This window comes from Actinomadura rupiterrae (assembly GCF_024172125.1).
Classification (GTDB): Bacteria; Actinomycetota; Actinomycetes; order Streptosporangiales; family Streptosporangiaceae; genus Spirillospora; species Spirillospora rupiterrae.
Genome location: NZ_JAMZEA010000009.1, coordinates 129,870 through 151,740, shown reverse-complemented (window position 1 = coordinate 151,740; position 21,871 = coordinate 129,870). Strand labels below are relative to the sequence as shown.

Sequence of the window (21,871 nt, the reverse complement as noted above, 5' to 3'; positions counted from 1 at the left end):
GCCCGAAAAACGGAGGTCCCCGTGAGCGTCTTCGATGTCCACGCGCACGTCTTCCCGCGCATCAGCCGCGCGGAGGGACGGGTGCTGAGCGACACCGGCGAGCCGTGGCTGCGCGACCACGGCGACGGCACCGGCATGATGATGAGCGGCGCCGCCGAGTACCGGCCGGTCGAGGAGGGCCTGTGGGAGCCCGCCCGCCGCCTCGCCGACATGGACGCCGGCGGGGTGGACGTCCAGGCCGTCTCGTCCACGCCGCTGATGTTCGGCTACGAGGCCGACCCGGCCCGCGCGGCCGCCTGGTGCGACCTGGTCAACGACCGGATCATGGCGTACTGCGCGGCCGACCCGGCCCGGCTGCTGCCGCTCTGCCAGGTGCCCTTGCAGCACGCCGAGACCGCGTGCGAGGTCGCGACCCGCGCGGCCGCCGGCGGGCACCGCGGCGTGCACATCGGCAACCACGTCGGCGAGCGGAACCTGGACGACGCCGAGATCGCCGAGTTCCTGGCGCACTGCGCCGGGCTCGGGCTGCCCGTGCTCGTCCACCCGTGGGACATGATGGCGACCGACCGGATGCGCGGCCACATGCTGCCCTGGCTGGTCGGGATGCCCGCCGAGACCCAGCTCAGCATCCTCGGCATGATGCTCGGCGGCACCTTCGAGCGGCTGCCGGAGGCGCTGCGGCTGTGCTTCTGCCACGGCGGCGGCAGCTTCGCCTTCCTGCTCGGACGGGCCGACAACGCCTGGCGCAACCGCGACATCGTGCGTGCCGACTCGCCGCGCCCGCCGTCGGAGTACACCGGCCGGTTCCACGTCGACTCGGCCGTGTTCGACCCGCGCGCGCTGCGGCTGCTGGTGGACGTCATGGGCGTCGAGCGCGTCATGCTCGGCACCGACTACCCGTTCCCGCTGGGCGAGCAGGAGCCGGGTGGAACGATCCGGGCCTGCCCGGGCCTGACCGACGCCGACCGCGCGGCCATGCTCGGCGGCAATGCCGAGCGGTTCTTCGCGACCGCCCCGGAGCCGGTCCTGGCGCCGCTCGCCGAAGACCTCCCGGCGGCCGGACTGGCGACATGACCGCGGTGGCGACCGCCGCGGGGACGGTGCGCGGCGGCCCGGACGACGGGACCGTGGTGTTCCGGGGCGTCCCGTACGCCGCGCCCGCCCGCCGGTTCGCGCCGCCGGAACCGCCCGTCCCGTGGGACGGCGTCCGCGAGGCCCGCGCGTTCGGCGCGCCCGCCGCGCAGCGCCCCGGCCGGATGGCGTGGGTGCCGGGCCTGGAGATCGACCCGGAGGCGGGCCGCGAGAACTGCCTCACCCTCAACGTCTGGACGCCCGACACCGCCGGACGGCGGCCGGTGCTGGTGTTCCTGCACGGCGGCGCGTTCGTGTTCGGCTCGGGCGCGCAGCCGATGTACCGCGGGACGGTCCTCGCCCGCGACCACGGCCTGGTCGTCGTCACCGTCAACTACCGGCTGGGCGTGCTCGGCTTCGGCTACGACGACGAGATCCCGGCGAACCTCGGGCTGCGCGACCAGGTCGCGGCGCTGGTGTGGGTCCGCGCCAACATCGCCGCGTTCGGCGGCGACCCGGACCGGATCACCCTCGCCGGGCATTCGGCGGGCGGGATGAGCGTGCTCGCGCTGATGACCGCGCCGAGCGCGCGCGGGCTGTTCCAGCAGGCGGCCGTGATGAGCGGCCTGCCCTACGGGTTCGCGACCGAGACGCGCGCCCGCACGTTCACGACCGCGTTCCGGCGGGCGCTCGGACGGGCGCAACCCCGGTCCGCGCCGCTGAAGGCCGTCCTCGCCGCCGAGGGCGAAGCGGCTCGGTCGCTTCCGCCGGTCGAGGGCGTCCTTCCGGTCGCGCCTGTGGTGGACGGGACGTTCCTGCCCCGCCACCCGATGGACGCCGTCCGCAGCGGCGCGGCCGAACCGGTGCCGCTGCTGGTCACGACCACCGCCGAGGAGATGCGGCTGTTCGCCGCGATCGACCCGGTCACGCTGTCGGCCGCCGGCGCGCGCACCGAACTGGTCATGCAGCGGCCGGCCGACGAGCTGGCCCGCTGGCACGCCGCGCACGGCGGCGAGGTCCGGCGCGTCCGGTTCGCGCACCCCTCGCCGTACGCCCACTCCGGCGTGCGGCTCGGCGCCGCGCACCTGGTGGACGTGCCGTTCCACCTCGGCACCCTGCACGACCGGCGGCTGGCCCCGCTCACCGGCACCGGGCCGGACGTCGCCGCCCTCGGCGCGGAGACCACCGCGGCCTTCGCCGCCTTCTGCCACGCGGCCGATTCCTCACACGCGGCCGATTCGTCCCAGGCAGCCGATTCCTCACACGCAGCCGATTTCGCACAGGGAAGGGAGACCGTGCCATGCCGGACGCGCAGCGCGTCGCGATCATCGGATCGGGCAACATCGGCACCGATCTGATGATCAAGGTGCTCCGGACGTCGGACACGCTCGACGTCGCGGTACTGGCGGGCATCGACCCGGACTCCGACGGGCTCGCCCGCGCGCGCCGGCTCGGCGTCGCGACGACCCACGAGGGCGTCGAGGGCCTGGTCGCGATGCCGGAGTTCGACGGCGTCTCGGTCGTGCTGGACGCCACGTCCGCCAAGGCCCACCTGCACAACGCCAAGGTGCTGGAGCCGTACGGGAAGAAGGTCGTCGACCTGACCCCGGCGGCGATCGGCCCGTACGTGGTGCCCGCGGTCAACCTGGACGAGCACCTGGACGCCCCGAACGTCAACATGGTCACCTGCGGCGGCCAGGCCACCGTGCCGATCGTCGCTGCCGTGTCCCGGGTGGCGCCCGTCCGGTACGCCGAGATCGTCGCGTCCATCGCCTCGAAGTCGGCCGGTCCGGGCACCCGCGCGAACATCGACGAGTTCACCGAGACCACCTCGCGGGCGCTGGAGGAGGTCGGCGGCGCGGCCCGGGGCAAGGCGATCATCGTGCTGAACCCGGCCGAGCCGCCGCTCATCATGCGGGACACCGTGTACTGCGTGACCGGCGACTGCGACCCCGAGCAGGTCACCGCGTCGGTAGAGAAGATGATCGGCGAGGTCGCCGCGTACGTGCCGGGCTACCGGCTCAAGCAGAAGGTGCAGATCCGCCCGCTGGAGGCCGCCGACCCGCTCGCGGCGCTCGCCGGGGGCGAGGCCGGGAACCTGGTCTCGGTGTTCCTCGAAGTGGAGGGCGCGGCGCACTACCTGCCCGCCTACGCCGGGAACCTGGACATCATGACGTCCGCCGCGCTGCGCGTGGCAGAAAGGCTGGCCACCCGATGAGCGTCGAACTGTACGTCCAGGACGTGACGCTGCGGGACGGCATGCACGCCATCCGCCACCGCTACACCGTCGACCAGGTCCGGGAGATCGCCGCCGCGCTGGACGCGGCGGGCGTGGACGCCATCGAGGTCGCGCACGGCGACGGCCTCGCGGGGTCGAGCGTGAACTACGGCCCCGGCGCGCACCTGGACGAGGAGTGGATCGCCGCCGCCGCCGAGGTGATGCCGAACGCGAAGCTGACGACGCTGCTGCTGCCCGGCATCGGCACGATCGCCGAGCTGAAGCGCGCGCACGAGCTCGGCGTCCGGTCGGTGCGGGTCGCCACGCACTGCACCGAGGCCGACATCTCCGCCCAGCACATCGCCACCGCCCGCGAGCTGGGCATGGACGTCGCCGGGTTCCTGATGATGTCGCACATGGCCGACGCCGCCACCCTCGCCGGGCAGGCGAGGCTGATGGAGTCCTACGGCGCGCACTGCGTCTACGTGACCGACTCCGGCGGGCGCCTGACCATGGACGGTGTCCGGGACCGCGTCCGGGCGTACCGGGACGTCCTGGACGACGCGACCGAGATCGGCATCCACGCCCACCACAACCTCGGCCTCGGCGTCGCGAACTCGGTCGTCGCCGTCGAGAACGGCGTGCGCCGCGTGGACGCGTCGCTCGCCGGGATGGGCGCCGGCGCGGGCAACTGCCCGCTGGAGGCGTTCGTCGCCGTCGCCGACCTGATGGGCTGGAAGCACGGCTGCGACGTGTTCAAGCTGATGGACGCCGCCGACGACATCGTCCGGCCGCTCCAGGACCGGCCCGTCCAGGTGGACCGGGAGACCCTCACGCTCGGCTACGCGGGCGTCTACTCGTCCTTCCTGCGGCACGCCGAGGACGCGGCCCGCCGGTACGGCCTCGACACGCGGGAGATCCTGGTCGAGGTGGGCCGCCGGGGCATGGTCGGCGGCCAGGAGGACATGATCGTGGATGTGGCGCTCGACCTGATCGAAGGAAAGAACACGTGACCGACGCGGCCGCCCTTGAGCGCCAGGCGCGCAGCCTGGACGAGACCGACCCGCTGCCGACCCTGCGCGCCGAGTTCCTGATCCCGCCCGCGCCCGGCGGCCGGTACGAGGAGGCCGCCTACTTCGCGGGCAACTCGCTCGGCCTCCAGCCGAAGGCGACCGCCGCGCGGCTGGCCGAGGAGCTGACCGACTGGTCGCGGCTCGGCGTGGAGGGCCACACCCAGGCCCGCCGCCCGTGGGTGTCGTACCACGAGCTGCTGACGGAGCCCGCGGCGCGGCTGGTCGGCGCGCGCCCGCACGAGGTCGTCGCGATGAACTCCCTGACGGTCAATCTGCACCTGCTGATGGCCACGTTCTACCGGCCCGCGGGGGAGCGGACCCGGATCGTCATCGAGGACTCGGCGTTCCCGTCCGACTCGTACGCGGTCGCGAGCCAGGCCGTCCACCACGGGCTCGACCCGGACGAGACGGTCGTCCGGCTGCGCCCGCGTCCCGGCGAGGACGTCCTGCGCACCGAGGACGTCGTCGACTACCTGCGGCGGGAGGGAAACCGCGTCGCCGTGCTGATGCTCGGCGGCGTGAACTACCTGACCGGGCAGCTGATGGACATGGCGACCATCACGCGCGCGGGCCATGAGGCGGGCGCGGTCGTCGGCTGGGACCTCGCGCACGCCGCCGGGAACGTTCCGCTCAACCTGCACGACTGGGACGTGGACTTCGCCGCCTGGTGCACCTACAAGTACCTCAACAGCGGCCCGGGGGCGGTCGCGGGCGCGTTCGTGCACGAGCGGCACGTCCGCGACACCTCGCTGCCGCGCCTGGACGGCTGGTGGAGCACCAGGGCCGACATCCGGTTCCGCATGGACCCGGACGTCGACCATCCGCCGACCGCCGACGCGTGGGCGCTGTCCAACCCGCCGATCATGGCGCTCGCGCCGGTGCTGGTCTCGCTGGAGATCTTCGACCGGGTCGGGATGGGCGCGCTGCGCTTCCGGAGCGAGCGGCTCACCGGCTACCTCGCCGAGCGGCTCGCACCGGTCGGCGGCGTCGAGGTCATCACGCCGGACGACCCGGCGCGGCGCGGCACCCAGCTGTCGCTGCGCGTCGCCGACGCCGGCGGCCTGGTGAAGGCCCTCGCGGACGAGGCGGGCGTCATCGCCGACGCCCGCGAACCCGACGTCGTCCGGCTGGCGCCCGTCCCGCTCTATTGCACCTTCCACGACTGCCACCGCGCCGCCGAGGCGCTCGCGAAACTGACGTAAGGCCCCGGCCCGTCCGGCTGGAAATCCCGGCGATAACCGGTTCGGTATAGCCCGGCCGAAAGTAGGTATTAGCGGATTCTCCTCAACCGGAGCATGCTTTCCGAACCCCCTAGGAAAGGCATTTTCCATGAGGAGAATCCGCCTCGCGACGGCCGCCGCAGGCACGGCCTCCGCCGCCGTCCTCGCCTCGCTCGCGGCGCTCGGCTCCGCGCACGCCGGGCCTACCGACCCCTACATCCCGACCGTCTGCGGCGACCGCAGGCCGCCCGCCGCCGACCCCGGCTCGTACGGGATGCAGCTGGACGGCTCGTTCCGGCACCCGGCCCTGACCCCGGCCGACGAGGAGCGGCACCCGTTCCCGGGCGGGTCGATGGACCTGTTCGGCAAGACCGCGGGCTACGACCCGAACGCGCACCGGTCCGGCCCGGTGCGGGTCGAGGCGTCCTACCGGGGCAAGGAATTCACCCCGGACTACTTCCACTCGTGGCAGAACATCGTCGATTTCCACGGCCGCCGCTATATGTTCCAGTACGACCGGAGCGAGGGCCGCGTCTACGACATCACCGACGTCAAGAAGGTGAAGGTCGTGGAGAAGATGACCCGCGACGACGTGAACGGCGACGAGAACAAGGCGAATGGCGCCTGGGCCGCGCACGACTTCTGGGGCGCGTCCACGATCCAGTGGAACACGAGGCTGAACGCCTACGTCATGGTGCAGAGCTTCGAGGCCAAGCGCCAGATCCCGGACGAGCTGAACGACGACCCCGCGCACAGCAAGTTCGGCAACCCCGAGGGCGTGAAGAAGGTCCGCGCGACCAAGCAGCTCAAGGGCTTCAAGGTGTTCCGCCTGGACGGCCCGCGCAAGAAGGACTGGCACCTGCTGGCGACCGTCAGCACCGACGCCACCCAGAAGGACCCGCTGCACTCCGACGCCAACGCCGCGCAGCAGGGGTCCGGCTCGCTCGACGTCCCGTACTACACGGGCGAGAAGTACATGTTCATCGCCGCCGCGCCGCGCGACTCGTGGGGCAACTCCGAGGTCCCGACGAACCTGTACTCGGCCGGGTACGCCTCCTACGACATGTCCGACCCCGCGCACCCGCGCAAGCTCGGCGAATGGCACCTGCCCGGCCAGGTCAAGGGCGAGGAGGCCGCGTACCGGACGAACCCGCGCTGCGGCAACCAGACGTCCTGGATGGGCGCGCGGATGCCGCTGTTCATTCCCAAGCCCGTCGAGCAGGGCGGGAAGTACGCCTTCGCCGCGCAGGGCGGCTTCGGGCTCTCCATTCTCGACATCTCCGACCCGGCACACATGAAGACCGTCGGGCACCTGGACCTGCCGATGTCGGTCGGCGGCACCGAGGCCGACAACGTGGACGTCTCGCAGTACGCGAAGACCGGCATCGTCTACGTCAGCGGCTACCCGCTCGGCGAGGACTGCTACGAGCCGTACAAGGACGTCTTCCAGGTGGACGTCCGCAATCCCGCCAAGCCGCGCATCGTCGGGACGCTGCCCCGGCCCGTCCCGCCGAAGGGCTCCGGCTTCGCCGACTTCTGCCAGCGCGGCGGCAGCTTCGGTCCCAAGCGCACCGGCTACTACACCTCGCCCGGCACCCCGCCGAACGGCCTGCTGACCTACGGCTTCTACAACGCGGGCGCGCAGTTCTTCGACGTGCGCGACCCCGCCCACCCGAGGATCGTCGCGCAGTTCGTCCCGCAGGGCTACAGCAAGGACGTGCCGGACTGGGCGCTCGGCAACCAGACCCACGGCGTCTACGTCGAGTGGGACCGCAGGATCGTCTGGGTGATGACCAACGACGGCATCTACGCGCTGTCGTCCAGGCAGCTGATCGGCAAGCCGAACCTGGGCGCGCCGAAGACGCCGTTCCGCACCTCGGCGCTCTAGCGGACCGGTCCGGTCCGGCTGGACCGGACCGACCGGGGGTTCTCAGCCGGTCCGGGACGCGGCGTCGCACGGCGCGGCGTCCCGGACCGTCCCGGTCGCCTTGATCGCCACGCTGGTCAGGGCCAGCGCGAGCGCCACGTCGGAGTCGGTGTCGAGCCTGATCGCGACCCACTCGCCGCCGGGGCGCACCCGCACCCGCCCGGATCCGGCGAGCGCCTCGCCGAGCCGTTCCAGCACCGGCCGGGTCAGCCGGAACTCGGCCTCGTCCCCGCCGTGCAGGTGCAGCACCTGCCGGCCGTCCGCGGCCAGGGCCCGGCCGAGCCCGCAGTCGGCCCGCACGACCGAGACGCCGGGCCAGGACCCGACCTGTTCGAGCAGGCGGCCGCCGTTCCCCCCGGCCCCCCACCGTTCGACCGGCCGGGCGGTGCCGCCCACGGCCGTCGTCGCGCCACTCCCGTTGGCTGCCACGCTGGCATCGTCCCGCCGCCGCGACACCGAGGGGAACCGCCCGAGTCGAAATCGTTACGCCAGGAAGGCCAGGAGGTGTGTTGTCACGTACCAACCGGCCGTGCGGGTCAGGCGCGGACGCGGCGCGGGGGGCGCAGCACGCGCCGCGCCGGGCGGAAGAGCCGGAGCAGCTCGCCGCCGATGTAGCCGCCCGCGCCGATCGCGAGCGCCGTGGCGAGCGACTCGGCGAGCACGAGGGCGGCGTGCCCGGTGCGTCCGGTCGTCAGCTCCAGCATGCCGCGGTACATCAGCGTGCCGGGCATCAGCGGCGCGATGCACGGGGTCACGCACACCAGCGCCGGGACGTGCAGGAACCGGGCGAGCGCGGTGCCGAGCAGGCCGACGACGGTCGCGGCGATCGCGGTGGCGGGCGCGGCGGGCAGGTCCAGGCCGCGCATCTCGACCAGGACGCTCCAGGCGAGCATGCCGCCGAGCGCGACCGGCGGCAGCAGGCTCCGCGCCACCAGGTGGTACACCGCGAACGCCACCGAGATCGCCGCCGCGCCGAGGGTCTGCGGAGCGGCGACCGAGGTCGGCGCGGTCGGCAGGTTGTCCAGCGAGATCGGCACGCCGCTGCGCGCGGCCACGTAGGTGACCGCGCCGATGCCGCTGAGGATCGCGATGATGACGAACAGCACCTCGACGAGCCGGGTGGTGCCGGTGACGAGGTCGCCGGCGATGCCGTCCTGCATGGACACCACCAGCGCCCGGCCGGGGATCAGCGCGATGACCACGCCGATGATGACCGTCCCGGACCGGACGGGCGCGTTGGTCGCGACCAGCAGCACGGTGACGAGCGTGCCGATCGCCGCGCCGAGCGCCATCTGGAAGAAGTCGGCGATGCCGCGGCGGCCGAGCCAGCCGCCCGCCCAGTCGCCGAGCAGCGTCGCGACGAACGCGGCGGCGGCCGCCAGGAACCCGCCGCCTACCAGCACCGCGCCCGCGCCGCCGAGCACCGACAGCGCCGCGGCCTGCGTCCAGTGCGGGTAGGCCGTCCGCCGGCCGATGATGTCGCTGAGCCGGAACTTGGCCTGCTGGAGGTCCAGGTGCCCGGCGGCGGCCTCGCGCACCATCTGGTGGACGGCGACCAGCCGCGTGTAGTTCGGCGTCCGCCGCCGGACGCGCCGCTCGGCGGTGACCGGCGGGCGGTCCCCGCGCGGCATGTAGGACATGCCCACGGCGGCGAGCGTCACGTTGTTCTCGGTGTGCGGGAGGCCGTAGGCGCGGGCGATGCGTCCGATGGCGAGGTCCACCGACTCGGCCGTGTCGCCGCCCGCGAGCATCAGCTCGCCGACCCGCAGGGCCAGGTCGATCGTGGCGTAGGCGTCGGTGCCGACGCCCGGCTCGCGCCCGCCGCGCAGCGCGGCCTCCATCGCGGCGAGCGGGTTCTCGGCGGTGGAGGACGCGCCGGACTCCGCCGCCCAGGCCGTGTCGGCGGCCTCGTCGGCGGCCTCGGTCTCGGCGGGATCCGGGTCCTCGTCGGGGGCCGGGTCCGCGCCGTACTCCTCGTCCACTGCCCTCCCGGACTCCGCTGCGGCCTCCGGCGACGCTAGCGGCGCGGGCCCTGCGCTACGGGTCCGGGACGCGGCATGCGGCACACTCTTTGCCCGCCCATGAGCGCGGCAGTATCCGCCCCCCGCGCCGGGGGCGGGCGTGCCGCCTAGGAGCGCCGCTCGGGCAGCGCGGACGCCGTGACGATCCAGCCGGACGGGACGACCTGGCGGACCGCGTCGGCGAACGCCACGGAGTTCGCCTCTGCCTCCGCGCCTTCAAAGAAGAAGATGCTGTGGAACGGCTGGACGTGCGGCTTCCCTGTCGCGTGGTGCCGTATTGCGAGGCGCGCCAGGACGGGCCCGATCAGGTGCTCGTCGCCGCCGTCGTGGTTCACCGTCACCGGATGGGTGTTGTGCTCGCGCCGCCGGACGTCCATGGCCACGGCGAGGGTCTGCTCCTCGCGCGTGCAGCCGGAGGGCTGGTAGCGCATCGCGAACGGCTCGGGCCGCTCGAAGCCCCGGCTTTCCAGCTCGGCGTAGATCTGCTTCTGCGCCGGGCCGGCGTCGTCCGGTTCGAGGGTGTGGGTCCTGAACAGGACGGGCCCTCGGGCGTAGGGCGCCGGGGGCCTGCCTTCGGTGAGGAACCGTCCCGGCTCGGGCGCGCCGTCCTTGAGCACGAGCCGCAGCTGCACCGGGATCGGACCGGTGTGCCTGGTGTGCACGCGGGTGAAGATCAGCCCGGCGAGGTCGTCCCAGCGGATCCGCCGTCGCCGCCACGGCCGGACGATCGTGAGCGCGTCGTCGTCGAACCGCAGGGCGGTGACGGGGCTGAGCCTGACGGACGTCGATCCGGCCACACCGCATCCTAAGCCGGAATGTGGCGGTCGGTCCGCTATTGCCGGTGGTGTCGGCCCTGGTGTATTCCAAGGGTTCTCGAATCAGTTACTGATTACCCCTTGGACCACCGGAGTTCACCCATGCCACGTGGATCCCGCCGCGGCGCCGTCGCCGCGGCGGCGGCGCTGACCGCCGCCCTGCCCCTGGCCGCGGCCATCCCCGCGCACGCCGACGACGCGCCGCCCGCGCCCCGGACCGTGCAGCTCGCCTCGTTCGACGGCGTGCACATCGTGACCAACTTCTTCCCGGCCAAGGGGCTGGCCGCCGGGGCGAAGGCCCCGACCGTCCTGCTCGGCCACGGCTGGGGCGGGCGCGCCGAGACCGACCCCGCCAAGGGCCAGCTCGCGCTGCTCACCTCCGCCGGATACAACGTGGTGACCTGGAACGCGCGCGGCTTCGGCTCCGAGGGCGAGGCCAACGTGGACACGCCCGCGGTCGAGGGCCGCGACGTGATGAAGATCATCGACTGGACCGCGGCGCAGCCCGAGGTCCAGCTCGACCGGCCCGGCGACCCGCGCCTCGGCATGGCGGGCGGCAGCTACGGCGGCGGCATCCAGCTCGTCGCCGCCGGGATGGACCGCCGGGTGGACGTGATCACCCCGACGATCGCGTTCCAGAGCGTCGAGCGCAGCCTGTACCGCGACTCGGTCTACCGGGCGGGCTGGGGCTCGCTGCTGTGCCTCAGCGGTGTCACCAGCGGCAACCGGGTCGCCGGGAAGGTGCTGGAGGGCTGCGCGTCCGGCGCGCTGAGCGGGACGCTGTCGCCGTCGGTGCAGAAGTGGTTCATGCAGGCCGGGGCCGGGTCGCTGGTGAACCGCATCCGCATCCCGACGCTGGTCATGCAGGGCACCGTGGACACGCTGTTCACGCTGCGCGAGGGCCTGTCGTTCTACCGGCCGATCAAGGCGAACGGCGCGCCGGTCAAGATGATCTGGTTCTGCGGCGGGCACGGGTCCTGCACGACCAAGGCCGGTGCGTCCGACCACCTGGCCAAGGCCACGCTCGCCTGGTTCGCCCGCTACCTCAAGGGCGACGCCTCGGCCGACACGGGCGCGGGCTTCGAGTACATCGACCAGGACGGCGTCTACCGGACCGCCGCGTCCTACCCGGCACCGGCGGCGGCGCCGCTGAAGGCGACCGGCAAGGGCCACCTGAACCTGACCCCGCTGGACAACTCGGGCACGCAGATGGTCGCGCAGCCCGCCAAGAACGCCCTGACCGTCCCGATCCCGATGCCCGCCGCGGACGGCCAGGCCGTCGGCGTCCCGCACCTGCGGTTCAGCTACCAGGGCCGCGCGCTGCACCCGCAGACCGCCGTCTACGCGCAGATCGTCGACCTCGACACCGGCCTGGTCGTCGGCAACCAGGCGACGCCGATCCCGATCACCCTGGACGGGCGCCGCCGGACGACCGAGTGCGAACTGGAGGCGGTGTCCTGGAAGGTCGGGCCCGGGCACCGGCTCGCGCTCCAGATCACGCCGGGCACCGCCCTGTTCACCTCGCAGAAGGCGATCGGCTGGCTGGACGCGTCGAAGGTCGCCCTGACCGTCCCGACCGTCCAGCCGGGCCCGGAGGCGGGCTACTAGGCTGTATTTCAAAGTCCCGGCCCACTGCGCTCGCCTAGCGGCTCGCTCCGTGACCGTGCCTGGGCGAACGCTGCATCGCTTCGCGATCAACCCGGGTGCCGCTCGCCTTCGGCGTCGCGGCACCCGGGTTGGTAACGCGTTCGCGCGCGTGGCCGAGGCCACTTCGAAACAGGCCCTAGGCCCGCACGTCAGAAGCACACGTCAGGCCCGCGGGTCAGGCCCGCAGGGCAGGCACGCGGGTTACGAGCGTAGGCGCTCACCGGTGCGGAGGCGGTCCAGGCCGAGCCAGATGAACTCGACCGCCATCGCCTCCGCCCGGTCGCGCGGGGTGTCGGGGTGCTCCAGCCACCAGGACACCATCGACAGCATCGACCCGTGCATCAGCGGCACCAGCAGCCGCGCGCGGTGCTCGTTGACCGCCAGCTCGGCGGGGGACAGGGCCGGGTCGGCGCGGCGGCGGATCAGCAGCAGGTCGGCGAACGCCTCGCCGAGCCGGTCGCGCAGCTCGCGCAGGCCCGGCCCGACCTCCGGCTTGTCCAGGTGCCGGATGACCAGCGTCCAGGCGTCCGGCTCGTCGGTGGCGTAGTCGAACAGCACCCGCACCATCGCGCGGATCCGGTCGACCGAGTCGTCCTCGGCCCGCACCTCGGCGTTCAGCCGTCCGGTCAGCTCGGCCACGACCGAGCCGACGACCTCGGCGAACAGCTCCTCCTTGGACGCGAAGTGCTGGTAGAGCAGCGCCTTGGACACGTCGGCGGCGGCCGCCACGTGCTCCATCTGCGTCAGGTGGTAGCCGCGCCGCCCGAACTCGCGCAGCGCGAGCCCGAGCAGCTGCTCCCGGCGCCGGGCGTGCGGCATCCGCTTGCGGGCACCCGTCTCGCGGGTGCCCGCGTCCCCCGTGGTGTTCGTCATTTCGAGGTGAACTTACCCAACTCCGCGCGCGCGACGGACCGGACGTGCACCTCGTCGGGGCCATCGGCGAGCCGCAGCGTGCGCAGCCCGGCCCACATCGCGGCGAGCGGGGTGTCGTCGGACATGCCCGCGCCGCCGTGCACCTGGATGGCGCGGTCGACGACCTCCAGCGCGACCCGCGGCGCGATCACCTTGATGGACGCGACCTCGGACCGGGCGGCCTTCACCCCGTGCTTGTCGATCAGCCACGCGGTCTTCAGGGTGAGCAGCCGGGCCTGGTCGATCGCCATCCGGGACTCGGCGATCTGCTGCCGGACGACGCCCTGCGCGGCCAGCGGCTTGCCGAACGCGACCCGGTCCACGGCCCTCTGGCACATCAGTTCCAGCGCCCGCTCGGCCATGCCGATCGCCCGCATGCAGTGGTGGATGCGGCCGGGGCCGAGCCGGGCCTGCGCGATGGCGAAGCCGCCGCCCTCCTCGCCGACCAGGTTCTCCACCGGGACGCGCACGTCGGTGAAGGTGATCTCGCAGTGCCCCTGCTGGTCGTGGTACCCGAACACGGGCAGCGGACGGACGATCTCGACGCCCGGCGTGTCCATCGGCACCAGCACCATGGACTGCTGGAGGTAGGGGTGGCCGTCCGGGTCGGTCTTGCCCATCACGATCATGATCTCGCAGCGCGGGTCGGCGGACCCGGTGATCCACCACTTGCGGCCGTTGATGACGTAGTGGTCGCCGTCCCGCTCGATCCGGGTGGAGATGTTGGTGGCGTCGGAGCTGGCCACGTCCGGCTCGGTCATCGCGAACGCGGACCGGATCTCGCCGTCCAGCAGCGGCGCGAGCCAGCGCCGCTTCTGCTCGGGCGTGCCGAACAGGTGCAGCACCTCCATGTTGCCGGTGTCGGGCGCGGCGCAGTTGATCGCCTCGGGCGCCAGGTGAGGCGAGCGCCCGGTCAGCTCGGCGATGCTCGCGTAGTCGGTGTTGCTGAGGCCGTGCTCCGGGTCGGTGCTGTCGGGCAGGAACAGGTTCCACAGGCCGCGCTTGCGCGCCTCGGCCTTCAGCTCCTCGACGACCGGCGGCAGCTCGTGCGCGCGCCCGGCGGCGGTCAGCTCCCGGCGCTGCTCGGCGTAGACCGGTTCGGCGGGGTAGACGTGGGCGTCCATGAAGTCCTGCATGCGGCCGAGGTACTCCTCGGCGCGGGGGCTCAAACCGAAGTCCATTCCGTTATAGTAACTGACGAGTCAGTTACTTGCGAGGATGAGGTGCCCATGACGGCGTTCCAGGAGGCGGGCCCGCGCGCGGGCAAGGTCGCGCTCATCACCGGCGGCGCGAACGGCATCGGCGCGGCGGTCGCCCGGCGGCTCGCGGGCGAGGGCGTCCGCGTCGTGCTCGCCGACGTGGACGAGGACGGCGGCCGCAAGGTGGCCGACGAGGTGGACGGCGAGTTCGTCCTCTGCGACGTGCGCGAGCCCGGCGACAGCGCGCGGGCCGTCCAGACGGCCGTCGACCGCTTCGGCGGGCTCGACCTGGCGTTCCTCAACGCGGGCGTGGCCAGCGGCTTCGGCCTCGGCGACGACTTCGACCCCGACCGCTACCGCCGCGCGATGTCCATCAATGTGGACGGCGTCGTCTACGGCGTGCACGCCGTGCTGCCCGCGCTGCGCGCCCGGGGAGGCGGCGACATCGTCGCGACCGCCAGCATGGCCGCGCTCACCTCCACCCCGTTCGACCCGGTGTACGGCGCGAACAAGGCCGCGGTGGTCGGGCTCGTCCGGGCGCTCGGCCCCGCGCACCAGCCGGAGGGCATCCGGGTGAACGCGCTGTGCCCGTCCTTCGCCGAGACCGACATCATCGGCCCGATCCGGTCCGAGCTGGAGCGCACCGGCTTCCCCATCCTGCCCGTCTCCCACGTCGTGGACGCGTTCATGGCAATCTTGGACGCGGACGGCGCCGGGGACGCCTGGTACGTGGTGCCCGGCCGCCCGTCCGAGCCGTTCCGGTTCCGCGGCGTCCCCGGACCCCGCTGACAGCCCGCGCCGAGCAGCCAGGAAGAGAGCAGATGCGCGCCATCCAGATCACCGAGTTCGGCGGGCCGGAGGTCCTCACCCCGGTCGAGCTGCCCGACCCCGTGCCGGGCGAGGGGCAGACGCTCATCGAGGTGGACCGGGCCGGCATCAACTACGCCGACACCCACCAGGCCGAGAACAGCTACCTCGCCAAGCAGACGCTGCCGCTCGTGCCCGGCGGCGAGGCGGTCGGCCGCACGCCGGACGGCCGCCGCGTCGTGGCGCTGCTCGGCACCGGCGGCTACGCCGAGAAGGCCGTCGCGCCGACCGCGACGATGTGGAACGTGCCCGACGTCATCGACGACCTCACCGCGCTCGGCATGGTCGTGCAGGGCGTCAGCGCCTGGCTGCTGCTGCGCCGCAGCACCCACCTCGCGCCCGGCGAGTCGGTCGTGGTGCACGCGGCGGCGGGCGGTGTCGGCACCCTCGCCGTCCAGCTCGCCCGGGCGTGGGGCGCGGGCCGGATCATCGCCACCGCCTCGTCCCCGGAGAAGCGCGCGCTCGCGCTCGACCTCGGCGCCGACATCGCCGTCGACCCCGCCGAGCCCGACCTCAAGGCCGCGCTCATGGAGGCCAACCACGGCCGCCGCGTCGACATCGTCCTGGAGATGACCGGCGGCAGCGTCACCGACCAGAGCCTCACCGCGCTCGCGCCGTTCGGCCGCCTCGCCTTCTACGGCATGGCGTCCCGGGAGCTGCCCAAGCCCGTCCAGCCCGCCAACCTGATGTCGCACTCGACGACCGTCGCGGGCATGTGGCTGGCGCACGTGTTCCAGCTCCCCGGCGACGTCATGGGCACCGCCCTGGACGAGCTGTTCGGGCTCGCCGCCGCGGGCAGCCTCAAGGTCGTCGCGGGCGGCGAGTACGGCCTGTCCGAGGTCCGCCGCGCGCACGAGGAGCTGCGCTCGCGCCGGACGACCGGCAAGCTCGTCCTCGATCCGTCCCGCTGACCGTCCGCCCTGGCCGCGGCCCGGTCACCGGCCGCGGCTTGGTCGCTGGCTGCGGCCTGGGCGGTGGCGGGGGCTGATCAGTCGCCGACCAGGCCGTTCTCGTAGGCGAACACGACCGCCTGGGTGCGGTCGCGCAGGCCCAGCTTGGTCAGCACGTGTCCTACGTGGGTCTTGACGGTCTGCTCGGCCAGTACCAGGTCGGCGGCGATCTCGGCGTTGGACATGCCGCGCGCCATGAGCCGCAGCACGTCCCGCTCGCGCGGGGTGAGCGCGGCCGTCGCCGCCGGGCTCGGCCGCTGGTGCCGCCTGCGGCGGGCGAAGTCGGAGATCAGCCGCCGGGTGATGGACGGCGCGAGCAGCGCGTCCCCGGACGCCACCACCCGCACGCCCTGCACCAGGTCGGCGGCCGGGGCGTCCTTCAGCAGGAAGCCGCTGGCGCCCGCGCCGAGCGCCTCGTAGACGTACTCGTCCAGGTCGAAGGTGGTCAGCACCAGCACCTTCGGGCCGCCGTCCGGCTCGTCACCGACCAGCTCGGCGGTCGCCGCGAGGCCGTCCATCTCGGGCATCCGGATGTCCATGACGACCACGTCCGGGCCCAGCTCGCGGGCGAGGGACACGGCCTCCCGGCCGTCCCCGGCCTGCCCCACCACCTCGATCTCCGGATCCGACGACAGCAGCGCCGCCAGCCCGTCGCGGATCATCACCTGGTCGTCGGCGATCAGCACCCGAATCGTCACGAGAGCACCCTACGGCGTCCCGCAACCAAGATCGTCGCAGCCGGGGGTCAGTCCGGGTCGCCGTAGGGCAGCTCGGCCTCCACCTCCCAGCCCGGACGGCCGTCCCCGCGCCGGCCCGCCGCCAGCGTCCCGCCCAGCATCGCGACCCGCTCGCGCATCCCGACCAGGCCGTGCCCGCCGCCGGACGACTCGGGCTCGCCGCCCGGCCCCGGCCCCTCGTCCCGGACGGCCACGGCGAGCCGCTCGTCCCCGTAGCCGATCTCCACCCGGACCGTCCCGCCCGGCGCGTACCGGGACGCGTTGCTCAGCGACTCCTGGACGATCCGGAACGCCGACAGGTCCACGCCGGTCGCCAGCGGACGCGGCATCCCCGTCACCGAGCTGGTCACCGCGAGGCCGGAGTGCCGCGCGGCCTCCAGCAGCCCGTCCAGGCCGTCCAGGCCCGGCTGCGGGGCGCGCTCGGCCGCCTCGTCCTCGGCGCGCAGGAGCCCGACCACCCGGCGGGTCTCGGCCAGCGCCTGCCGGGCCGCGTCGCGGACCACCACGAACGTCTCGCGGGCCTGCTCCGGCAGCTCGGGGATCTTGTAGGGCGCGGCCTCGGCCTGCATCGCGATCACCGACATGTGGTGCGCGACCACGTCGTGCAGCTCGCGCGCGATCCGGGCCCGCTCCTCCAGCACGGCCTGCCGGGCCAGGTCGCGGCGGTGCAGCTCCTCCTGCTCGCGCAGCGCCCGCTCGGCGGCCCGCCGGCCGCCGACCGCGTCGCCGAACACCAGCGCCAGCAGCGCCAGCGCGGACAGGATCACGCCGAACCAGACCGGCATCGCCACCGTCACGGCCGGGCCGATGACCCCGGCGACGGTGACCATGCCGACGCCGAGCGCGGCCGTCCGGTCCCCGGCCGTCCCGACGCAGAACAGGATGATCAGGAACGCCAGCCATGCGGTCGGCGACCAGGGCCAGAACCCGGCGTCCCGCACCAGCAGCGCGCCGAGCAGCAGGCCGGCGGCGGAGACCCGCCAGGCGAGCAGCGGCCGGAACAGCGCCACCACCAGCGGAGCCGCCTGGAGCAGCCCGAGCGGGACGCTCTCGTCGGCCGACCGGTGCAGCGTCTCCATCGGCACGGCGATGGACCCGGCCGTGAAGCCGATGGTGAGCAGCGTCAGCGCGGCGATCAGCGGGCCGCGCGCCCACAGGCTGCGGGGCAGCGGCGGGCGCGCCGCGTCGGGCCCGAGCACGGGGCCGTGCAGGACGGCCCGCTGCAGCGCCGCCCGGACGAGGTCGGCGGCGGGGGAGGAGGAGTTCTGGTCGCTCATTTCCCCTGGAGGTTAATCCGCCCGCGCCCGCCGCCGCGTGAACCCGGAGAGGGAGATCCGGGCCGCCGCCTGCGGTATCGGACCCGTCCGAACGCAGGTCAGAGCGGCCGTCCCCGCGGGTCCGGGCCCTGCCGAACCTTGGGCCGGCGGCCAGGATTGCCTGATCGTTTCCTGGGAAGGTCGGCAACATGACGACACAGGGCAGCCCCGACGCCGGCGCCATCGAGGAGCCCGCGGAGGGCTCGCACGCCGCCGTCGCCGCGATGCTCGCCGGCGCCGCCGCGCTCGGCGGGTTCCTGTTCGGCTACGACTCGTCGGTGATCAACGGCACCGTGGACGCGCTGAAGAAGGAGTTCGACCTGAACTCCTTCTGGATCGGCTTCGTCGTCTCCTCGGCGCTGCTCGGCTGCGCCGTCGGCGCCTGGTTCGCCGGGCCGCTCGCGGACCGGATCGGCCGGATCAAGGTGATGATCGGCGCGTCGGTCGTCTTCGTGGTCAGCTCGCTCGGCTCCGCGCTGGCGTTCGCCGCCTGGGAGCTGACGTTCTGGCGGGTGGTCGGCGGCCTGGCCATCGGCACCGCCTCGGTGATCGCGCCCGCCTACATCGCCGAGATCGCCCCGGCGAACCTGCGCGGGCGGCTCGGCTCGCTCCAGCAGATGGCGATCGTGCTCGGCATCTTCGCCGCGCTGGTGGCCAACTACGTCATCGCCCGGGTGTCCGACGGCGGCGCGACCGGCACCTTCCCCTGGGGCGGCGCGGCCTGGCGCTGGATGTTCGCCGTCGCCGTCCTGCCCGCGACGCTGTACGGCGTGATCGCCCTGGTGATCCCCGAGTCGCCGCGCTACCTGGTGAAGAAGGGGGAGATCGCGCGCGCGAAGCAGATCCTGCAGCGGATCGTCGGCGCCGGCACCGACGTCGACCTGAAGGTCGGCGAGATCCTCCGGTCGATCCGCACCGAGCGCCCCGTCCACCTGCGCGACCTGCGCGGCGGGACGCTGGGGCTGCTCCCGATCGTCTGGGTCGGCATCCTGCTGTCGGTGTTCCAGCAGTTCGTCGGCATCAACGTGATCTTCTACTACGGCACCACGCTGTGGCACGCGGCCGGGTTCGGCGAGAACGACGCGATGCTCACCTCGGTGATCAACTCGATGGTGAACGTCGGCTCCACGCTGGTCGCGATCGCGCTGGTCGACAAGGTCGGCCGCCGCCCGCTGCTGCTGTTCGGCGCCGCGCTGATGGCGGTGACGCTCTGCACGATGGCGGTCTGCTTCCAGACCGCGCCGATCGTGGACGGCAACCCCAAGCTCGGCCATATCGCCGGGCCGGTCGCGCTGGTCGCCGCGAACCTGTACGTGTTCGGCTTCGCGTCCACCTGGGGGCCGGTCGTCTGGGTGATGCTGGGGGAGATGTTCAACAACTTCATCCGCGCCGCGGCGCTGGCGGTCGCGGCGGCGGCGCAGTGGATCGCGAACTGGCTGATCACCGTGACGTTCCCGTGGCTGTCGGGGATCTCGCTCGGCCTCGCCTACGGCCTCTACACCGCCTTCGCGGCCCTCGCCTTCGTCTTCGTGTGGCGGATGGTCCCGGAGACCAAGGGACGCGAGCTGGAGGACATGGACAAGCTCCAGGGCCCGACCCGCCGCAGGGCCAAGCCGTCCGCCGCGTAAGGCGCGGTCGCCGGGTCTCGCGGGCGTCCGGTACGGCCGCGTAGTACAGTGGACGCCGTGAGAGCCGTGCTCGCCGCCTTCGAGGCGCTGACGACCACGCCGGGCACGCCCCGGCGCCGCGGCCGCACGTCCTGATCTTCGAACTGCGGTGAGGCCCCGGGAGCTGCTCCCGGGGCCTCACCGCGTTCCGGGCCCCCGCTCGATAGCATTCCGAACCGACCCGACCAGCATTCCGAACCGACCCGTCCGACAACCGACCAGCACCACCAGCAATGCGAGGAGACACCGTGTCAGAGCTGCGCATCACCCTCGACGGAAGCGAGCGAGTGGTGCCCGCCGGCACGACCGCCGGGCAGGCCCTGGACGCCGACGGCCGCACCGTGATCGCGGCGCGGGTCAACGGCGCGCTGCGCGACCTCGCCGCCGAGGTGGCCGAGGGCGACGCCGTCGAGCCCGTGGAGATCGGCTCGGCGGACGGCCGCGCGATCATGCGGCACTCGGCCGCGCACGTGATGGCCCAGGCCGTCCAGGAGCTGCACCCGGAGGCCAAGCTCGGCATCGGCCCGCCGGTCGAGAACGGGTTCTACTACGACTTCGACGTCGCCGAGCCGTTCACCCCCGACGACCTGAAGCGCATCGAGAAGCGGATGCGCGAGATCGTCAAGCAGGGGCAGCGGTTCTCCCGCCGCGTGGTGTCCGACGACGACGCGCGCGAGGAGCTGGCGGACGAGCCGTACAAGCTGGAGCTGATCGGCCTCAAGGGCGCCGCGTCCGCCGACGACGGCGCGGACGTGGAGGTCGGCGCGGGCGAGCTGACCATCTACGACAACCTGGACGCCAAGTCCGGCGAGCTGTGCTGGAAGGACCTGTGCCGCGGCCCGCACCTGCCGTCCACCCGCGTCATCCCGGCGTTCAAGCTGATGCGCACCGGCGGCGCGTACTGGCGCGGCAGCGAGAAGAACCCGCAGCTCCAGCGGATCTACGGCACCGCGTGGGAGTCGCGCGAGCGGCAGGACGAGTACCTGGCGATGCTCGCCGAGGCCGAGAAGCGCGACCACCGCAAGCTGGGCGCCGAGCTCGACCTGTTCTCCTTCCCGCCCGAGCTGGGCAGCGGCCTGCCGGTCTTCCATCCCAAGGGCGGGATCATCCGCAAGGAGATGGAGGACTACATGCGCCAGCGGCAGATGGAGGCGGGGTACGAGTTCGTCAACACCCCGCACCTGACCAAGTCGTCGCTGTTCGAGATCTCCGGGCACCTGCCGTACTACGGCGAGGACATGTTCCCCGCCTTCGAACTGGACGGCACCGACTACCGGGTCAAGCCGATGAACTGCCCGATGCACAACCTGATCTTCCGGGCCCGCGGCCGCTCCTACCGGGAGCTGCCGCTGCGGCTGTCGGAGTTCGGGGCGGTGTACCGGTACGAGAAGTCCGGCGTGGTGCACGGCCTCACCCGCGTCCGCGGCATGACCCAGGACGACGCGCACATCTACGCCACCAAGGAGCAGATGGGCGACGAGATCAAGTCGCTGCTCCAGTTCGTGCTGAGCCTCCTGCGCGACTTCGGGCTCCGCGAGTTCTACCTGGAGCTGTCCACCCGCGACGACTCCGACAAGTTCATCGGGGACGACGCGGACTGGGAGGAGGCCACCGAGGCGCTGCGCGAGGCCGCCCTCGACTCCGGCCTGGACCTGATGGACGACCCGGGCGGCGCGGCGTTCTACGGCCCGAAGATCTCCGTCCAGGCGCGCGACGCGATCGGCCGGACCTGGCAGCTGTCCACCATCCAGCTCGACTTCAACCAGCCCAAGCGGTTCGGCCTGGAGTATCAGGCGGCCGACGGCACCCGGCAGCAGCCGGTGATGATCCACCGGGCGCTGTTCGGGTCGGTCGAGCGGTTCATGGGCGTGCTGATCGAGCACTACGCGGGCGCGATGCCGCCGTGGCTGTCGCCGGTGCAGGTGGTCGGCGTGCCGATCGGGGACGCGCACGTCGCGCACCTGGAGAAGGTCGCGGCGGCGCTGCGCGCGGAGGGCATCCGGGTCGAGGTGGACGCCTCGTCCGACCGGATGCAGAAGAAGATCCGCAACGCGCAGAAGCAGAAGGTGCCGTTCATGCTGCTCGCGGGCGACGACGACGTGAGCGCCGACGCGGTCTCGTTCCGGTACCGGAACGGCGAGCAGAAGAACGGCGTCGCCATCCCCGACGCGGTGGCCGAGATCGTCAAGGCCGTCCGCGAGCGCGTCCAGGTCTGACCGCCCCGCCCGCCC

The 21,871-nt window shown here is 73.1% G+C and carries 18 protein-coding genes; 11 read left to right on the top strand and 7 right to left on the bottom strand.

The features are described 5' to 3' along the window. Positions 1 to 21 precede the first annotated feature (21 nt). From FHU30_RS30890 to FHU30_RS30865, 6 genes are all read left to right on the top strand, one after another. Positions 22 to 1,074: an amidohydrolase family protein gene (locus tag FHU30_RS30890; RefSeq protein WP_253880488.1), complete on the top strand. Its 1,053-nt coding sequence runs from the start codon at positions 22 to 24 to the stop codon at positions 1,072 to 1,074. Beyond that, positions 1,071 to 2,429 (top strand): carboxylesterase/lipase family protein, encoded by a 1,359-nt coding sequence (locus FHU30_RS30885; RefSeq protein WP_253880487.1) that lies wholly within the window; start codon positions 1,071 to 1,073, stop codon positions 2,427 to 2,429. Before FHU30_RS30890 ends, FHU30_RS30885 begins: the two co-directional genes overlap by 4 nt. Next, positions 2,372 to 3,289, top strand: coding sequence for an acetaldehyde dehydrogenase (acetylating) (locus FHU30_RS30880; protein ID WP_253880486.1), 918 nt, complete (start codon positions 2,372 to 2,374; stop codon positions 3,287 to 3,289). Before FHU30_RS30885 ends, FHU30_RS30880 begins: the two co-directional genes overlap by 58 nt. Continuing rightward, a complete protein-coding gene (gene dmpG, locus FHU30_RS30875; protein ID WP_253880485.1) occupies positions 3,286 to 4,302 on the top strand; it encodes a 4-hydroxy-2-oxovalerate aldolase in 1,017 nt (338 codons plus the stop codon). The genes FHU30_RS30880 and dmpG overlap by 4 nt, the downstream gene beginning before the upstream one ends. Then, positions 4,299 to 5,564 (top strand): kynureninase, encoded by a 1,266-nt coding sequence (kynU, locus tag FHU30_RS30870; protein ID WP_253880484.1) that lies wholly within the window; start codon positions 4,299 to 4,301, stop codon positions 5,562 to 5,564. Before dmpG ends, kynU begins: the two co-directional genes overlap by 4 nt. Positions 5,565 to 5,691: 127 nt before the next feature. Then, positions 5,692 to 7,470, top strand: a complete 1,779-nt coding sequence (locus tag FHU30_RS30865) for an LVIVD repeat-containing protein (RefSeq protein WP_253880483.1) — start codon at positions 5,692 to 5,694, stop codon at positions 7,468 to 7,470. 42 nt (positions 7,471 to 7,512) lie between these two features. On the opposite strand, the gene FHU30_RS30860 is transcribed toward FHU30_RS30865, so the two are convergent. The 3 genes from FHU30_RS30860 to FHU30_RS30850 all read right to left on the bottom strand — a co-directional run bounded on the left by FHU30_RS30860 (position 7,513) and on the right by FHU30_RS30850 (position 10,327). Beyond that, positions 7,513 to 7,938: a luciferase domain-containing protein gene (locus FHU30_RS30860; RefSeq protein ID WP_253880482.1), complete on the bottom strand. Its 426-nt coding sequence runs from the start codon at positions 7,936 to 7,938 to the stop codon at positions 7,513 to 7,515. Positions 7,939 to 8,045: 107 nt separating this feature from the next. Continuing rightward, positions 8,046 to 9,491 carry a threonine/serine exporter family protein gene (locus tag FHU30_RS30855; protein WP_253880481.1) on the bottom strand — a complete coding sequence of 482 codons (1,446 nt, stop codon included), beginning with the start codon at positions 9,489 to 9,491 and terminating at the stop codon, positions 8,046 to 8,048. A 146-nt stretch (positions 9,492 to 9,637) separates the two neighbouring features. Beyond that, positions 9,638 to 10,327 (bottom strand): PH domain-containing protein, encoded by a 690-nt coding sequence (locus FHU30_RS30850; RefSeq protein ID WP_253880480.1) that lies wholly within the window; start codon positions 10,325 to 10,327, stop codon positions 9,638 to 9,640. 120 nt (positions 10,328 to 10,447) lie between these two features. Here FHU30_RS30850 and FHU30_RS30845 point away from each other — a divergent pair, with 120 nt between their 5' ends. Next, complete coding sequence (locus tag FHU30_RS30845) at positions 10,448 to 11,953, top strand: alpha/beta hydrolase family protein (RefSeq protein WP_253880479.1); 1,506 nt, start codon at positions 10,448 to 10,450, stop codon at positions 11,951 to 11,953. Between the two features lie 240 nt (positions 11,954 to 12,193). Here FHU30_RS30845 and FHU30_RS30840 read toward each other — a convergent pair whose 3' ends face one another. Together FHU30_RS30840 and FHU30_RS30835 are read right to left on the bottom strand one after the other, a co-directional pair. Next, positions 12,194 to 12,865 (bottom strand): TetR/AcrR family transcriptional regulator, encoded by a 672-nt coding sequence (locus FHU30_RS30840; protein ID WP_253880478.1) that lies wholly within the window; start codon positions 12,863 to 12,865, stop codon positions 12,194 to 12,196. After that, positions 12,862 to 14,085, bottom strand: coding sequence for an acyl-CoA dehydrogenase family protein (locus FHU30_RS30835; RefSeq protein ID WP_253880477.1), 1,224 nt, complete (start codon positions 14,083 to 14,085; stop codon positions 12,862 to 12,864). The genes FHU30_RS30840 and FHU30_RS30835 overlap by 4 nt, the downstream gene beginning before the upstream one ends. Positions 14,086 to 14,133: 48 nt before the next feature. Here FHU30_RS30835 and FHU30_RS30830 point away from each other — a divergent pair, with 48 nt between their 5' ends. Continuing rightward, positions 14,134 to 14,892 carry an SDR family oxidoreductase gene (locus FHU30_RS30830; protein WP_253880476.1) on the top strand — a complete coding sequence of 253 codons (759 nt, stop codon included), beginning with the start codon at positions 14,134 to 14,136 and terminating at the stop codon, positions 14,890 to 14,892. Between the two features lie 32 nt (positions 14,893 to 14,924). Beyond that, a complete protein-coding gene (locus FHU30_RS30825; RefSeq protein ID WP_253880475.1) occupies positions 14,925 to 15,881 on the top strand; it encodes a quinone oxidoreductase family protein in 957 nt (318 codons plus the stop codon). 77 nt (positions 15,882 to 15,958) lie between these two features. Here FHU30_RS30825 and FHU30_RS30820 read toward each other — a convergent pair whose 3' ends face one another. Continuing rightward, positions 15,959 to 16,618 carry a response regulator gene (locus tag FHU30_RS30820; RefSeq protein ID WP_308211432.1) on the bottom strand — a complete coding sequence of 220 codons (660 nt, stop codon included), beginning with the start codon at positions 16,616 to 16,618 and terminating at the stop codon, positions 15,959 to 15,961. 47 nt (positions 16,619 to 16,665) lie between these two features. Further along, on the bottom strand, positions 16,666 to 17,934 hold the full coding sequence (locus FHU30_RS30815; RefSeq protein WP_253880474.1) for a sensor histidine kinase: 1,269 nt from the start codon (positions 17,932 to 17,934) through the stop codon (positions 16,666 to 16,668). A gap of 188 nt (positions 17,935 to 18,122) precedes the next feature. Here FHU30_RS30815 and FHU30_RS30810 point away from each other — a divergent pair, with 188 nt between their 5' ends. Then, complete coding sequence (locus FHU30_RS30810; protein ID WP_253880473.1) at positions 18,123 to 19,601, top strand: sugar porter family MFS transporter; 1,479 nt, start codon at positions 18,123 to 18,125, stop codon at positions 19,599 to 19,601. Positions 19,602 to 19,873: 272 nt separating this feature from the next. Next, positions 19,874 to 21,856 (top strand): threonine--tRNA ligase, encoded by a 1,983-nt coding sequence (gene thrS, locus FHU30_RS30805; protein WP_253880472.1) that lies wholly within the window; start codon positions 19,874 to 19,876, stop codon positions 21,854 to 21,856. Positions 21,857 to 21,871 lie beyond the last annotated feature (15 nt).